Annotated in this window: 14 protein-coding genes; 8 read left to right on the plus strand and 6 right to left on the minus strand. The window is 66.4% G+C overall.

Features of this window, described 5'->3' with window-relative positions; all coding sequences use genetic code 11:
• Window positions 1-466: 466 nt before the first annotated feature.
• Together agp and ACMGRF_RS04560 are read left to right on the plus strand one after the other, a co-directional pair.
• Window positions 467-1,771, plus strand: a complete 1,305-nt coding sequence (agp, locus tag ACMGRF_RS04555; protein WP_414485678.1) for a bifunctional glucose-1-phosphatase/inositol phosphatase — start codon at window positions 467-469, stop codon at window positions 1,769-1,771.
• 152 nt (window positions 1,772-1,923) lie between these two features.
• On the plus strand, window positions 1,924-2,358 hold the full coding sequence (locus ACMGRF_RS04560; RefSeq protein ID WP_180879618.1) for a hypothetical protein: 435 nt from the start codon (window positions 1,924-1,926) through the stop codon (window positions 2,356-2,358).
• Between the two features lie 86 nt (window positions 2,359-2,444).
• Here ACMGRF_RS04560 and ACMGRF_RS04565 read toward each other — a convergent pair whose 3' ends face one another.
• Entirely contained in the window at window positions 2,445-4,253 is a 1,809-nt protein-coding gene (locus ACMGRF_RS04565; protein WP_099560111.1) for a DUF885 domain-containing protein, read from the minus strand.
• Between the two features lie 112 nt (window positions 4,254-4,365).
• On the opposite strand from ACMGRF_RS04565, the gene ACMGRF_RS04570 reads away from it, so the two are divergent.
• Entirely contained in the window at window positions 4,366-4,722 is a 357-nt protein-coding gene (locus tag ACMGRF_RS04570; protein ID WP_049417256.1) for a GFA family protein, read from the plus strand.
• Between the two features lie 32 nt (window positions 4,723-4,754).
• Window positions 4,755-5,534, plus strand: a complete 780-nt coding sequence (locus tag ACMGRF_RS04575) for a DUF4349 domain-containing protein (RefSeq protein WP_414485908.1) — start codon at window positions 4,755-4,757, stop codon at window positions 5,532-5,534.
• A gap of 31 nt (window positions 5,535-5,565) precedes the next feature.
• On the opposite strand, the gene ACMGRF_RS04580 is transcribed toward ACMGRF_RS04575, so the two are convergent.
• Both ACMGRF_RS04580 and ACMGRF_RS04585 read right to left on the minus strand, forming a co-directional pair.
• A complete protein-coding gene (locus ACMGRF_RS04580; RefSeq protein WP_005415831.1) occupies window positions 5,566-5,859 on the minus strand; it encodes a hypothetical protein in 294 nt (97 codons plus the stop codon).
• A gap of 68 nt (window positions 5,860-5,927) precedes the next feature.
• On the minus strand, window positions 5,928-6,872 hold the full coding sequence (locus ACMGRF_RS04585) for a LysR substrate-binding domain-containing protein (RefSeq protein WP_099486702.1): 945 nt from the start codon (window positions 6,870-6,872) through the stop codon (window positions 5,928-5,930).
• 115 nt (window positions 6,873-6,987) lie between these two features.
• Here ACMGRF_RS04585 and ACMGRF_RS04590 point away from each other — a divergent pair, with 115 nt between their 5' ends.
• The gene (locus tag ACMGRF_RS04590; protein WP_049417251.1) at window positions 6,988-7,860 is read left to right on the plus strand and encodes a DMT family transporter; all 873 of its coding nucleotides are present in this window, start codon (window positions 6,988-6,990) and stop codon (window positions 7,858-7,860) included.
• A 611-nt stretch (window positions 7,861-8,471) separates the two neighbouring features.
• On the opposite strand, the gene ACMGRF_RS04595 is transcribed toward ACMGRF_RS04590, so the two are convergent.
• Complete coding sequence (locus ACMGRF_RS04595) at window positions 8,472-9,374, minus strand: peptidylprolyl isomerase (protein ID WP_099495080.1); 903 nt, start codon at window positions 9,372-9,374, stop codon at window positions 8,472-8,474.
• 136 nt (window positions 9,375-9,510) lie between these two features.
• On the opposite strand from ACMGRF_RS04595, the gene ACMGRF_RS04600 reads away from it, so the two are divergent.
• Both ACMGRF_RS04600 and ACMGRF_RS04605 read left to right on the plus strand, forming a co-directional pair.
• The gene (locus tag ACMGRF_RS04600) at window positions 9,511-9,876 is read left to right on the plus strand and encodes a PadR family transcriptional regulator (protein WP_004150914.1); all 366 of its coding nucleotides are present in this window, start codon (window positions 9,511-9,513) and stop codon (window positions 9,874-9,876) included.
• Window positions 9,873-10,862, plus strand: a complete 990-nt coding sequence (locus ACMGRF_RS04605; protein ID WP_049440891.1) for a sensor domain-containing protein — start codon at window positions 9,873-9,875, stop codon at window positions 10,860-10,862. Before ACMGRF_RS04600 ends, ACMGRF_RS04605 begins: the two co-directional genes overlap by 4 nt.
• Window positions 10,863-10,972: 110 nt before the next feature.
• Here the strand turns inward: ACMGRF_RS04605 and ACMGRF_RS04610 are convergent, their stop codons facing one another.
• Together ACMGRF_RS04610 and ACMGRF_RS04615 are read right to left on the minus strand one after the other, a co-directional pair.
• Window positions 10,973-12,280 carry a polyhydroxyalkanoate depolymerase gene (locus tag ACMGRF_RS04610; RefSeq protein ID WP_049416738.1) on the minus strand — a complete coding sequence of 436 codons (1,308 nt, stop codon included), beginning with the start codon at window positions 12,278-12,280 and terminating at the stop codon, window positions 10,973-10,975.
• 93 nt (window positions 12,281-12,373) lie between these two features.
• On the minus strand, window positions 12,374-12,964 hold the full coding sequence (locus ACMGRF_RS04615; protein WP_049416736.1) for a class I SAM-dependent DNA methyltransferase: 591 nt from the start codon (window positions 12,962-12,964) through the stop codon (window positions 12,374-12,376).
• A gap of 188 nt (window positions 12,965-13,152) precedes the next feature.
• Between ACMGRF_RS04615 and ACMGRF_RS04620 the strand changes: the two genes are divergently transcribed.
• Window positions 13,153-13,608: a CopD family protein gene (locus ACMGRF_RS04620; RefSeq protein WP_049416734.1), complete on the plus strand. Its 456-nt coding sequence runs from the start codon at window positions 13,153-13,155 to the stop codon at window positions 13,606-13,608.
• The last annotated feature ends 101 nt before the right edge of the window (window positions 13,609-13,709 follow it).

A 13,709-nucleotide genomic window follows, 5' to 3' on the forward strand; every position in this document is an offset into this window, starting at 1 on the left:
GACCGGGGGCTATTTCTCGGTCGGCATCAAGAATGTACCGTCCGCGTGGCGCCTGGCTGTCGGTAGCCGCAGTCCTGTGTCGTAGGACTTTCACTCGGATCTTCGTGTGGGCCGAGCAGATGATCTGCTGCTCGACGTTTCGAACCCGTTGATTGATCAATGCCGGGGGGCGATCTGGACACAGGTAGAGGCGGGGCATGGCGTGTAGTCGTCAGATTCGCGCAATGTTTGGTGATGCTTGCGACCGGAAGTAGTTGGAGGTGCTGGAACCTGGTGCGCCCAGATACTGGGGGCGGGGTGGGCTTTTCACGACAAAAGACCTCCGCGGTTGAAGTCGGAACAGTTCGACTCTCTTGAGACTGCCGCTCGGTGGCGCTGCCGAGCGGCTGGTCATCGCCATGGAGGTGCACAACGCAGGGATACATCCGCAGGATCTGCGATACCCTTCGCACCGGAGCAGTGGATAATGCTGGCTCATCCGTTCCAGGTCGCCGCGATGTATTTCCGCCTATTGCGTCGTCTACCGCTGGTGATGATGCTGGTCATGGCTGCACCGGGCATGGCAGCGAGTGGAGCGGCGGACGGTGTAGGTAATGACCAGCTCGAGCAGGTCGTCCTGCTCAGCCGCCACAACCTGCGCGCGCCGGTGGTGGCGTCAGGCGCCCTTGCCCATGCCACGCCGGAGCGCTGGCCACGCTGGGATGTGGGCCCCGGCGAGCTGACCACCAAGGGCGGCGTGCTGGAGGTCTACATGGGGCGCTACATCGGCCAGTGGCTGCGCCAGGTGCAATTGTTGCCGGCGTCGGGTTGCCCGCAGCCGGCTGACTTCCACGCCCATGCCAACAGCCTGGAGCGTACCCAGGCCACCGCGCAGTTCTTCATTGCCGGTGCGTTTCCGGGCTGCCATGTTGCGGTCGAACAGCGCATGGCGCTGGGGACGATGGATCCGTTGTTCGATCCGGTGATCCGCCGCGACGACGCGGCATTCCGCACGCGCGCGCTGGAGTCAATGCAGCGAGCGCTGGCCGCAGTGGACCTGGCACCGGCTTTGTCCGTGGTGGAGGAGATCACCCGCTATCCGCAGTCGGCGGCATGCAAGGGGCACGGCAACTGCCATCTGGCGCTGGCCGATACCACCTTCAGTACGGAACCGGGCAAGGAACCACGCGCGTCCGGATCACTGGCGCTGGCCAGCGGGCTGGTCGATGCCTTGTTGATGGAGCACTACCAGGGCAGTGGCATCCCCCGCGAAGGCTGGGGTCGGTTGACCACCGAGGCGCAATGGCAGGCGCTGGCGCAGATCCGCAACCGCTACCAGGACATCCTGTTCGGAACGCCCGAGGTGGCGCGTGATGTGGCCGCTCCGCTGCTGACAAGAGTGAATGCGTTGTTCGACGACCCGGCGTCGCCGAAGGTGACCCTGCTGGTCGGTCACGATTCCAACATCGGTTCCGTGCTGGCGGCGTTGGGAATCAGCGACTACAGCCTGCCGGGGCAGTACGAGAAGACACCGATCGGTGGCCTGCTGCAGTTCGAACGCTGGCGTGGGCACAGCGGGAGGGCGCACTACCGGCTGGTATATGTCTATCCCACCAAGGAGCAGTTGCGTGACGCGGTGCCACTGAGTGAAATGCAGCCGCCGGTACGGGCGACGCTGGTGCCGCAAGGGTGTGCGAAGACTGGGTGCACTGAAGCGCAGTTTAGGCAACTACTTGGAGCTAAAGTGAGGGCTTTCAGCGGAGATGGCAAAAGGGCTGTCGATGGTGTCTGAAGACCGCAGAGTCCCGTGAACCAAGGCGGGTGCCGACACTTGGATTGCCGCCATTCAATGCCGCTGAATCCGGTGCAACTCGGCGGCATGATGTGTGTGCTCGCTGCCAGGTTCCGGCAGCATTACTTCAACCCTGAAAATGGACTTGGAAAATGAAAAAACAGCTGATCGCGCTTCGTGGCGCCAGCAACTCGGGAAAGAGCTCGACGCTTCTCATGTTGTACCGACTGCTGGCTGCGCACTCTGCCACGCGATTGATTTCGTTTGAGGCTATTGGCCACAAGCTCGACTTCAGTGCAATGGTTCAGATCAACGGATGCAAGATCGGAATTTTCAACCGCGGTGATGTTTCCGGAACCGTGGATGGTCTGATCGACCAACTTGCACAGGCAGGATGCAAGGTGATCGTCTGTGCTGCCCGTTCGAAGGGTGACGTTGGCGATGTGCTGGCCTCGTATGAGCGCAGGTACCAGTTGCAGGAGATTGTCAAAAAGACCGGTGGGGAAGACGAGTCTGATTTTGCACTGGTCAATATGGGCGTCGCGCATGATCTCGCCGCTCGAGTCTACTCAGCAGTGGTCGTCTGAGTTCTCCGTTTCGTCATTTCGGGGCGGCCTGCAGAAACGGCCCGGGTTTGCCCGGGCCGTTCCGTTTCCAACTTACACCACCCCGATCACTCGATCGGCTGGTCCAGCATCAGCTGGCGTGCGAAACGCACCGGCGGGGCGCCGTAGGACAGTACCTGGTCGTGGTACGCCTTCAGGTTGAACTTGTCGCCCAGCTTCTCCTGCACCGCCTTGCGGGTGTCGAAGTGTTCCTGCGCACCGACGAAGTAGGTCGGCAGCTGCGCCGAGGTCAGCTGCGCGCGCACCCACTTGCCGGCCGCTTCGCTTTCCTGCTGGAACGCGTCGTGGGTCATCAGGTGCATCGCCTTCTCGCGATCCCAGTTGTCCACGTGCACGCCCTGGTCGAGGATCGCGTTGGAGATCGTGCGCAGGTAGAACTTCAGCTGCACCAGGTGGAACAGCGGGTCGTTGTTGAGGTAACCCTGCTCCTGCATCATGCGCTCGGTGTAGACCGCCCAGCCTTCGGCGAACAGGCCTGAACGCAGCACCGCACGCAGGGTGGAGGGGAACTTGGCCGAATGCCAGCCTTCCAGGTAGTGGCCCGGGGTGCCTTCGTGGATGCTCAGCAGGTGGATCATGCGCGAGTTGTACTCACGCAGGAACGAGTCGACCTGCTTGTCGTTCCAGTCGTCCGGAATCGGCGACACGGCGTAGAAGGTCTTCAGGTTCTTGTCCAGCGGACCCGGCGAATCGCAGTAGGCCACGGCCACGCCACGTTGGAATTCCGGCATCAGGATGATGTCCACCGGCGCGTCGGGCAGGGTCATCAGGTCGTGCTCGCGCACGAACGCGGTGGACTGCTCCAGTGCGGCCTTGGCATCGTCGACCACCTTGTCGCGTGCCGGCTTGTCGGCGTAGGCCAGCTCCAGCGCAGCTTCGATCGCCTTCTGCTGCTGCTCGTCGGTCGGCTGGGCCGGCATCTCCGGCGCACCCGGCTTGTCCTTCAGCACGGTCTGCGCGATGCCGTACATGTCCTCGCGCACACGCTTGAGTTCGGCGCGCGCACGCTCACCGATCTCCTGGCGCGACAGCGAGGAGCTGAGCGCGAACTTCAGCTTCTGGTCGTACTTTTCCGCACCGATGCGGAAGTCGCCCTTGGCGTTCGGCACCAGGGTCTTGTCCAGCCAGGTCTGCTGCTCGTCCACCGCCTTCTTCAGGCCGTCGATGGCCGCCTGCAGGCGCTGCTGGTCGGCCTGCGGCAGTTCGCCGATGTGCGGGGTGATGAAGGTATCGACGATGCTGAGGATGCCCTTGTTCTGCTTGGCCACCGTCTCGGCATGGATCTTCGGAACGCGGGCCGGATCCAGGTTCTCGCGTGCCTGGGCGAAGATCGCCGGCAGCTTTTCCATGCGCGCGGTCGCCGACTTCAGGCGTTCCGGCAGCGGCGCGAACTCGCGGGCCATCAGGCCATAGATCGCGCTGCCGGCGATGCCGTTGTACAGCTGCGGGTCCCACTTGCCGGACTGAAGCACTTCGGCGTTCCAGATTTCCGACTGCAGCTGGTTGCGCAGGATCGCCGCGTCCACCTGGTTCTCGCGGCCCAGCTTGGCCACCTCGATCTTGTCCAGCTCGCCCAGCAGCGCCTTGTAGGCGGCCACGGTCTTCTGCTGGCCGGCGGCGCTCAGGTCGTCCAGTTCGCTGTCGTAGCGGTGGTCACCGATCTGGGTGGCGCTGACCGGCGACAGCTGCATCCAGGTGTCCAGGGCGCGCTTGGACAGATCGGCGAAGGCGGCATCGACCGCCGCATCACCGGCCTGCTGGCTGGCGGCCGGGGTGGAAGCGTTGGTCGGGGCGTCGGCAGGCTGGCAACCGGCCAGCGCAGCGACCAGGGCGAGGGCAAGAAGATGCGGGCGCATCGGCATTCCTGTACGGGGTCAAACCCTGAGCATAGGGCCCCGTCGCTGCTTTGTCCCCGTGCCATAGGATTACCATGGGCGGATTCAAGGACCCTCCAAAGGAGCGCAGGACATGGAATACCAGGGAAGCTGCCATTGCGGCAGGATCGCATTCACCGTACAGGCCGAGGCGCCGATCAGCGACGTCATCGACTGCAACTGTTCGATGTGCCGCCGTCGCGGCAGCCTGCTGTGGTTCGCCCCGCGTGCGGCGTTCCAGCTGACCACCGATCCGGCTGACGTGGCCACCTACCACTTCAACAAGGCCCACATCGACCATCACCACTGCCGCGAATGTGGCGTCGCCCCCTACAGCGAAGCGGTCGACCCGCGTACCGGCACACCGATGGTGGCGGTGAACGTGCGCTGCGTGCCGCAGGTCGATCTGGCCGGTCTTTCGGTCACGTCTTACAACGGAGCCGCACTGTGACCGGCGCGCGCGCCTGGACGCGCAGCCTGGCGATGCCGGTGGTGCTGCTGGCATTGGCGGGCTGCGCCAAGCAGGGCGACATGGCCGCCGATGCGGGCGCCCCGGCCGCCGAAGCGGCCGTCGCGTCGCCAGAAGGTGCGTTCCTCGCCTATGAACATGACGTGCAGGTGCAGCTGGAGGCGGCAAAGATCGCGCCGCGCATCCAGCAGATCGCCCAAGCCTGCCAGAGCGCGAAGTTCGGCGACTGCGCGGTATTGCAGGTCGACCAGCGCAGTGGCGAGCAACCCAGCGGTGAGGTCAAGGTGCGCATCGCGCCGAAGGGCGCCGAGCCGCTGATCGCGATGGCCGGTGAGGGCGGAACGCTGCAGTCGCGCAACACGCGTGCCGAGGACCTCGCGCAGGCCGTGGCCGACACCGCGCTGACCAAGGCGCGGCTGGAGAAGGAACACGCACGGCTGCTGTCCTACCAGGACCGCAAGGACCTGAAGATCGAAGACCTGATGGCGATCACCACGCGCCTGTCGGAGATCGAGGCCGGCGTTGAGCAAGCCAACAAGGACGCCGCGCAGCAGCGTCGTCGCATCGATACCCAGCTGGTGACGCTGCACTTCGAGACCACCTCTGGCCAGCGCAGCCGGAGCGAGATCGGCGAGGCGCTGAGCGAATCGGGCGGCATCCTCGGCAGCAGCATCGCGTTCCTGATCCGCGCGGTGGCGGCCCTGCTGCCGGTGGGCGTGCTGGCTCTGGTCGTGGCCTGGGGTGTGCGGGCGTGGTGGCGTCGCCGCCGTCGCACGCTGCCGCCCACCCGCTGAGGTGACGGCTGATGCCGGCAGGGAGCCGGCGTCAGCCCTCGTCGGTCTCGTACTCGACGAACACATCCAGCTCCAGCGCCAGCTCCTGCACGGCGTCGCGTACCTTCTGCGCAGTGCTTTCATTGCCGACTTCCACTTCCAGCTCGTGGATGCCCGGGCCGATGTCGTCGGACAGCCCGGCCGAACTGGAATCGTCGTCGTCCATGTGCGGCATCAGGTCGTCGGTTTCCTCGACATGTTCGATGCCGTCCAGGCCGAGCAGCAGGTCGCTGATGGCACGGGCGTCGTCTTCGGTTCCGGTGATGCGCAGTCGCAGCATGGCCATGGCGTAGGTACGTTGTGGAGGTGCAAGCAGCCTAGCCAGCATCGGGCAAAGAACGGGTGAGGGCGAAGTCAGGCAAGCGTGGCCGGGCGGCCGAGCAGGCTTTCCGGCAATGCCGGGATCGGCGTGCGTTCGTCCTGCGCCTGTTCCAGCAACCAGTCGATGAACAGGCGCGCGGCCGGGCTCGGCGGTTGCCCTTCTGCGTGCACCACGTGGTAGGCATAGCGTGCCTTCAATGCCGGGCCGGGCAGGCGCACCACCTCGTAGCGCTGCAGGTAGGGCTGGGCGATGTGGGTGCGCGCCAGCACCGCGCCCATGCCATACACCGCTGCACGCATCGCGTCGGTGCTGTCGGCGAAGGTGTGCATCGGCGGCAGCGGCGACGGCGGGCGCACGCCGGCGTGGCGGAACCAGTCACGCCAGCCCTGCGGCGACAGGTCGGTCAGCAGCGGCAGGTCGGCGATGCGCGCCGGATCAACCAGTGCTTCGACCCCGGCCAGCGCCGGTGAGGCCACCGGGAACAGGTAGTCATCCATCAGGTGCTGTGCACGCAGGCCCGGCCATTGGCCCAGCCCGTAGCGGATGCCGACTTCCGGTCCGTTGTCGTCGTAGCGATCCAGGCCGCTGCCGGTGTGCAGCTCGATGCGGATGTGTGGATAGGCCTGGGTGAAGCGTGGCAGTCGCGGCAGCAGCCAGCAGTATGAGAGCGAGCGCAGCGTGGTGATACGCAACGGCACGCTGTCGGCATCCGGTTGCAGGTGATGGGCGACCGCCGCGACATCGGTGAAGGCGGCGCTGGCGGCGTCGGCCAGTTGCCGGCCCTCGGCGGTCAGGCGCACGCCGCGGGCGTGGCGCAGGAACAGCCGGGTTTCCAGCACTTCTTCCAGGCGGCGCACGTGGTGACTGACCGCGCTGGCGGTCAGGTGCAGCTCCTGCGCGGCCTGGGCGAAATTCTGGTGCCGTGCGGCGACCGCGAACACCGCCAGTGCGGGGAGCAGGGAAGGGCGTAGCTGCATGTCGAGCCTCAAACCATATTTGTGGCTGGCAGCGATACTACGCGCTTGTGCGGCGGGCGTCTGCGTCTGATCCTGTCTGCCTTGGCGAGGAACAGACGATGGACGGAGGCAGGGCATGAATGCGATCCCACAGGCGGCCGAGCGCGACTGGCGCACGCCGCTGGAATTGACCCTGCTGGGCGCCATCTGGGGCTGCTCGTTCCTGTTCATGCGGGTGGCGGTGCCGTCGTTCGGCCCATTCGCGCTGGTCGAGGTGCGGCTGGTGCTGGGCGCGCTGGTGCTGCTGCCGTTCCTGTGGCACGCCCGCGCGCAGTTCCCGCCGCGCCGGTGGCTGTGGCTGGCGCCGATCGGCCTGATCAATTCGGCGCTGCCGTTCGTGCTGTTTGCCTATGCCGCCGAGCAGGCGCCGGCCGCGATCGGTGCGATCTGCAATGCGATGACGGTGCTGTTCGCCGCGCTGATCGCGTTCCTGTTCTTCGGCGAGAAGATCGGCATGCGCCGCGCCGGGGCGCTGCTGGTCGGCTTCGCCGGCGTGGTGGTACTGGCCACCGCCAAGGTGTCGGGCCTGAGCATCGGCACTGCAGTGCTGGCCGGTGCGGCGGCCTCGCTGCTGTACGGCCTGGGCGTGAACCTGGTAAAGCGGCACATGACCGGCCTGCCGTCGGCCGCGGCCGCTGCTGCAACGCTGTCGTGTGCCTCGCTGTGGATGCTGCCGATGGCGGTGACCCACTGGCCGCAGGCGGCGATTCCACTGAAGGCCTGGGGCGCAGCGATCGCACTGGGCGTCGCCTGTACCGGGCTGGCGTTCCTGATGTTCTATCGACTGATCGGTCGTATCGGCCCGTCGCGGGCGTCGACGGTGACCTACCTGATTCCGCTGTTCGGCGCGGCCTTCGCGTGGTTGTTCCTGGGTGAGGCGGTGACTGTGCAGATGTTGATTGCGGGTGTGTTGATTCTGGGTAGCGTGGCGGTAAGCCAGAAGGGCTGAGGGTGCCGAAGCGCTGGTAGTGCCGGGCGCTGCCCGGCAGGTCTTTTCCGTGCCTGCGGAGAGGTGTCACTTTCTTTGCTCGTGCAAAGAAAGTAACCAAAGAAACACGCCGCCGAGCCGCGAGCCGCCGTGCTTCGCACGTCGGTCCCCTGCGCTTCTCGGTGAATCAGGGGACGGTGTGCAGAGGTCAGCCGACTAACAGTCGGCTCTACAAGACATTGGCACCTCTTCGCCCCTGATTCCCCTGCGATGCTCGGCTCGCTCAAGGCGGACCCAAGGTCAAGAGCCACAGCTGCACGACGATGCTTGGTAGTGCCGGGCCGGGCCGGGCCCTGCGAGCGAAGCGACCGCTTCTGCCTTTGATCTGGGATCCGCCTTGAGCGAGCCGAGCACCGCAGGTCCGGCGAGGGCGAAGAGGCGCGGGTGTCTGAGTGCAGCGAGTTCCCGCGCCGTCCCTCGACGGGCCGAGGAGCGGAGGGTACCGGTGCGCAGCACCGGCTCGCGACCGGCGGAGCGTTTCTTTTGGTTACTTTTCTTTGCGCACAAAGAAAAGTAACGCCCATGAACAGCGAAGTACCTTCAGCACGCGCAACGCGCAGGAAGCCAGGCTCCTACCGCACCGGCACCGGAATATTGCAGAGGTCGATATGCCCCGCCGGGCGCTTGTAGAAATCATCCACGCGATTGCGCCGCGCCTCCACCGTATCGGCGAAGGTCTTCGAATCGGTGCGCAGCACCTGGATCGGCGTGCGCTCGGCCGCCGGCACGTCGCTGGCACGGCGGATCGACAGGATCGGCGTACGCAGCTTCGGGTCGGTGTAGAAGCCCATCGGCGCCGGTCCGCGCCGGGTCGCGCTGAGCAGCTCCATGCCCTTCAACACGCGACCGACCAGAGTGATGTTGCGGTCCAGCTGGCGCGGCGACTGACCGGTCACCACGTACAGTTCGGCGCCGATGCTGCTGTCTTCCTCGTTGCTGCGGCCGGCACCGAGCATGCCGTAGCAGTGCGCCAGCCAGGCCTTGCCGGCTTGCGGGTCCTGGCCGACCGGGAAGCCGTCGACGAAACCGGTCTGCGCGGCCCAGCCATCGCGATCCGGCAGCACGCTGACCTTCAGGCCGGCGCTGGCGCGTTCGAACTCGGCCGGCAGCTTGCGCGCGGCGCTGCCGAACGGTCTGGCCTTGGCCGCGTCATCGGCGTCGGCATCGCCGAACTGCACCACGAAGTTGTCCTGCGAGCGGTAGATGCTGGTGCCGTCCCAGAAGTGCTCGTGGGCGAAGGTCTGGATGTTGGCGACATGGCGGGGGGCGAACTGCGGCGCCAGCTCGATGATCACGCGCCCGGCCGGCAGGTCCATGTACAGCAGGTTGGCCGGGTCCGGGGTGCGCCAGTCGCTGGCCGCCGAGGCGTCGAGGATCTGCTGCGGGCTGCGGTAGGGCGTGGCTGCGCTGGCCAGGGCGGGCAGCAGGCAGGCCAGGGCGAGGGCGGTCAGGGCAAGGCGACGACGGTGCGGCATGGGAACCCCGGAACATGAACAAGGCTTCGATTCTGCGCGAGCCGCGCAGCCGCGCCAACCGGCAGAGTGACTAACGACACATTCGCTATACCGAACTTCGCACTACTGTGGACTTCAACGTAGTGGAGGGCCGGTCATGTCCGAGGACGATGTCCACCTGAAGAAGTTCCAGAAGGAGCTCAGCGCCGGAACGGTGTCGCTGGCCCTGCTGGCGGTGCTGGCCCGGGCCGGGGAGCCGCTGTACGGCTACCTCATTGCCAAGGAGCTGGAGCGGGTGGGCGAGGGCGTGCTGAGCGGCAAGCAGAGCGCGCTGTACCCGGTGCTGCGCAACCTGGAGGGCGCCGGGCTGCTGGAAAGCCATGTGGAGCCGTCCAGCAGCGGGCCGCCGCGGCGCTACTACCGCATCAATGAACGTGGCCGCGAGGTGCTGGCGCAGTGGCGCCAGGCCTGGCAGGCCACCCGCGATTCCGTCGATTCCGTGTTGGAGGGGGTACCGCAATGAACGACCCGAGCCTGGCAGGCCGCGCCCTGCCCACCACCATCCCGCAGTACCTGGCGCAGCTGCGCGCGGCGCTGGAAGGTGCCGATCCGGCGATGGTGCAGGACGCGCTGTACGACGCCGAGGAATACCTGCGCTCGGAGCTGGCGGCGCAGCCCGGCCGCAGCGAGGCCGAGGTGATCGCCGACGTCGCCGGCAGCTACGGTGCGCCGGACGAGGTGGCCGAGATCTACCGCGAGACCGAAGTGACGGTGAACCGCGCGCTGCGTACGCCGCGTGCGGATACCGCGCCGGTGCTGCGTGCGGCGGCCGAAGCCAGTGGCGTCGAGCCGGCCTCGTCGCCGCAGGCGCCAGTGCAGCGTTCGCTGCTGGCGCGCTTCTTCGGCGTGGTGGCCGATCCGCACACCTACGGTGCGCTGTTCTACATGCTGCTGTCGCTGGCCACCGGCATCTTCTTCTTCACCTGGGTGGTGACCGGCCTGTCGCTCTCGCTCGGCCTGCTGATCCTGATCATCGGCATTCCGCTGACCGTGCTGTTCTTCGGCTCGGTGCGCGGGCTGGCGCTGCTGGAAGGGCGGCTGGTGGAAGCGTTGCTGGGCGAGCGCATGCCGCGCCGTCCGCGCTACACCGACCGTAGCCGCACCTGGCTGCAGCGCATCGGCGACATGTTCACCGATGGCCGTACCTGGCTGACCCTGCTGTACTTCGTGCTGATGCTGCCGCTGGGCGTGGTCTACTTCACCATCGCGGTGACGCTGCTGTCGCTGTCACTGGGGTTGATCTGGGCGCCGGTGGCCGCGCTGTTCAGCGGTGACATTCCGGGTGTCTACGTCGATGGCGTGAACGTGCTGCCGATGGCCGCCTCGCCGCTGGTGGCGATCGCGGTTGCTGCGGCGGGCGCACTGCTGCTGGTGCTGACGATGCACCTGGCACGCGGCATCGGCAAGCTGCATGGGCTGATTGCCAAGAACCTGCTGGTGCGGTTGTAACAGGCCAGGGGTCGGATCCCTGTTCGCAGAACAGGGCTCTGACCCCGGATCCCATCATGCTGGGTCAGAGCCCTTTCCGTTGGAAAGGGATCCGACCCCACGGCGGGGAGTTACCCCGCCTTGCGCCGCAACGGGGTGACGTTGCTCTTCTTCTTCGTGGCCTTCGCCGCCGGTGCTTCGGCATGCGCGGCGAAGAAGTCGCGCACCTTCGGATACACCACCTCGCGCCAGCGACGGCCACTGAAGATGCCGTAGTGGCCCGCACCTTCGACGATGAAATGCTCGCGGCGGTCAGCAGCAATGCCGGTGCACAGCGCCTGCGCCGCCTCGGTCTGGCCGAGGCCGGCGATGTCGTCCAGCTCGCCTTCGATGCTCAGCAGCGCGGTATCGCGGATCGCCGACGGATCGACCTTCTCGCCGTTGACCACCCACTCGCCACGCGGCAGCAGGAAGTCCTGGAACACCACGCGGATGGTATCGAGGTAGTACTTGGCCGGCATGTCCAGCACCGCGTTGTACTCGTCGTAGAAGCGACGATGCGCGTCGGCGTCTTCCAGGTCGCCCTTGACCAGATCGGTGTAGAAATCCCAGTGCGAGCTGAAGTGGCGGCTCGGGTTCATCGACAGGAAGCCGGCGTGCTGCAGGAAGCCGGGATACACGCGGCGGCCGGCGCCGGGGTAACTGGCCGGCACGGTGTGGATGACGTTGTTCTCGAACCACGACAGCGGGTTCTGCGTGGCCAGGTTGTTCACTGCGGTCGGGCTGCAGCGCGCATCGATCGGGCCGCCCATCATCACCAGCGTGCGGGGCGTCGATTCGCCACGGCTGGCCATCAGCGAAACCGCGGCCAGCACCGGTACCGTCGGCTGGCACACGCTGACCACGTGCAGGCGTTCGACGCCCAGATGGCGGATGAACTCCTGGATGTAGGCGATGTAATCGTCCAGGCCGAACTCGCCTTCGCTGGCCGGCACCATGCGTGCGTCGATCCAGTCAGTCACGTACACGCGGTGGTCGCGCAGCAGCGTGCGCACGGTATCGCGCAGCAGCGTGGCGTGGTGGCCGGACAGCGGCGCCACCACCAGCACGAAGGGCTGGTTGAGCATGGTGTGCAGCTGGTCGGCTTCATTGCTGTGGCGCTTGAAGCGCAGCAGCTTGCAGAACGGCTTGTTCACTTCCTCGTGCACGACGATCGGCACGCGCTCGCCGTCGACGTCGATTTCGTTGATGCCCCACTCGGGCTTCTCGTAATCCTTGCCGATGCGGTGGAACAGCTCATTGACCGCCGCCAGGCGATCGGCGCCGGGCATCTGCGACCACCAGTGGCCCGGGTTGGCGAAGAATCTGGCGTTGGCCTGGGCCTGGTGCACCCAGGGAGCGAGCAGGTTGCGGGTCAGTTCGTGCAGTTGATAGAGCATGACGACCGAATATGTATGGTCATATGTTGCCGCGCAGCATATCCCATCCGGGTGTCCCGCAGGTTAAGTTGGCTGAAAATAATGAATCCGGATTCACATCCGTTCCAGCGCGGCGGCATCGCCTGCCAGGGCGGGACCGAGCCAGCAGTGCGACCCTACCGGCTGCAAGCTGTGCCGGGCCAACGTCCGCCGATACCAGCGTGCCGGGCGGGCCTGGAAGCCGTCGTGGTCGCCCTCGAACGCGTCCTCGGCGGCGAAGGTCTCCAGGAAGGCCACGCCGCCGGTCAGCTCGGCCACGCCGGCCAGGCCGGCGCGCAGCTCGCGGTCGGGCACGTAGTGCATCACGTCCGAACACACCAGCAGGTCGACCGGGGCGCAGGGCCGCAGCCAGGCGAAGTCGCCGAAGCGGGCCAGGTGCAGGTTGCGGGTGCGGCCGTAGCGGCGCACAGCGTACTCGCTGCTGTCGAAGCCCAGGTATTCGACCTTCGGACGCAGCTTCAGCAGCGGCGCGCGCCAGGCGCCTTCGCCGCAGCCGATGTCCAGCACACTGCGGATCGGTCGTTCCAGGTAGTACTCGGCGCTGGCCACGGCCAGGGCCACCTTGCGCGCCAGCCGGGCGCTGCCGCCGATGTCGGCGCGGCGGTACCAGCGTTGGAAGTAGGCGGCGTCGTAGGTCTTGTCCATGGGGCGGTGCGCGATCGGGGAAAACGGCGCCTATCGTACGGTGTTGCGCCCCCGGGTGTGGCGGACCCGCAGTAGAGCCACGCCATGCGTGGCTGTCCTGATTGCGGCGATTGGACGCGGCAGCCACCCATGGGGTGGCTCTACTGCGACAATAGGCGCCCATCCACGCCAGCCGCCGGAGCGAGCGCATGCAGAGCTACTACTGGGTCAAGACCTTCCACATCGTGTTCGTGGTGGCGTGGATGGCCACGGTGTTCTACCTGCCGCGCATCCTGGTCAACCTGGCCGAGACCGCAGGCCAGCCGGCCGTGACCGAGCGCCTGCAGCTGATGGGCCTGCGCCTGTACCGTTTCGGCCACTCGATGTTCGGCCTGGCCTTTGTGCTGGGCCTGGTGCTGTGGCTGGGCTACAAGATCATCCCGGATTTTCCGACCATGGTCGCGCCGGGCGGCGCTGGCTGGCTGCACGCCAAGCTGGGCCTGGTGGTGGTGCTGCTGGTGTATTTCAGCTGGATCGGCCGTCTGTTGAAGGGCGTGGCCAAGGGCAGGGCGCTGCCGTCGTCGCGCGCGCTGCGCTGGATCAACGAGATCCCGCTGCTGGCGTTCATCCCGATCGTGTGGCTGGTGCTGGCCAAGCCGTTCTGAGGCGGGGTCATCTGCACCCGGTAGATCCACGCCATGCGTGGATGCGGCCAGGGCGGAAACGAAAGAGCCGGGCAAATGCCCGGCTCTTTCATTTCTGCAAC

It is taken from the genome of Stenotrophomonas sp. EMP41, assembly GCF_047495535.1.
GTDB classification, from domain to species: domain Bacteria; phylum Pseudomonadota; class Gammaproteobacteria; order Xanthomonadales; family Xanthomonadaceae; genus Stenotrophomonas; species Stenotrophomonas sepilia.

What these genes read in the sequence shown, in the direction of transcription:
- agp (WP_414485678.1), top strand. Translation starts at nt 467, where the DNA reads ATGCTGGCTCATCCGTTCCAGGTCGCCGCGATGTATTTCCGCCTATTG.
- ACMGRF_RS04560 (WP_180879618.1), top strand. Translation starts at nt 1,924, where the DNA reads ATGAAAAAACAGCTGATCGCGCTTCGTGGCGCCAGCAACTCGGGAAAG.
- ACMGRF_RS04565 (WP_099560111.1), bottom strand. Translation starts at nt 4,253, where the DNA reads ATGCGCCCGCATCTTCTTGCCCTCGCCCTGGTCGCTGCGCTGGCCGGT.
- ACMGRF_RS04570 (WP_049417256.1), top strand. Translation starts at nt 4,366, where the DNA reads ATGGAATACCAGGGAAGCTGCCATTGCGGCAGGATCGCATTCACCGTA.
- ACMGRF_RS04575 (WP_414485908.1), top strand. Translation starts at nt 4,755, where the DNA reads ATGCCGGTGGTGCTGCTGGCATTGGCGGGCTGCGCCAAGCAGGGCGAC.
- ACMGRF_RS04580 (WP_005415831.1), bottom strand. Translation starts at nt 5,859, where the DNA reads ATGGCCATGCTGCGACTGCGCATCACCGGAACCGAAGACGACGCCCGT.
- ACMGRF_RS04585 (WP_099486702.1), bottom strand. Translation starts at nt 6,872, where the DNA reads ATGCAGCTACGCCCTTCCCTGCTCCCCGCACTGGCGGTGTTCGCGGTC.
- ACMGRF_RS04590 (WP_049417251.1), top strand. Translation starts at nt 6,988, where the DNA reads ATGAATGCGATCCCACAGGCGGCCGAGCGCGACTGGCGCACGCCGCTG.
- ACMGRF_RS04595 (WP_099495080.1), bottom strand. Translation starts at nt 9,374, where the DNA reads ATGCCGCACCGTCGTCGCCTTGCCCTGACCGCCCTCGCCCTGGCCTGC.
- ACMGRF_RS04600 (WP_004150914.1), top strand. Translation starts at nt 9,511, where the DNA reads ATGTCCGAGGACGATGTCCACCTGAAGAAGTTCCAGAAGGAGCTCAGC.
- ACMGRF_RS04605 (WP_049440891.1), top strand. Translation starts at nt 9,873, where the DNA reads ATGAACGACCCGAGCCTGGCAGGCCGCGCCCTGCCCACCACCATCCCG.
- ACMGRF_RS04610 (WP_049416738.1), bottom strand. Translation starts at nt 12,280, where the DNA reads ATGCTCTATCAACTGCACGAACTGACCCGCAACCTGCTCGCTCCCTGG.
- ACMGRF_RS04615 (WP_049416736.1), bottom strand. Translation starts at nt 12,964, where the DNA reads ATGGACAAGACCTACGACGCCGCCTACTTCCAACGCTGGTACCGCCGC.
- ACMGRF_RS04620 (WP_049416734.1), top strand. Translation starts at nt 13,153, where the DNA reads ATGCAGAGCTACTACTGGGTCAAGACCTTCCACATCGTGTTCGTGGTG.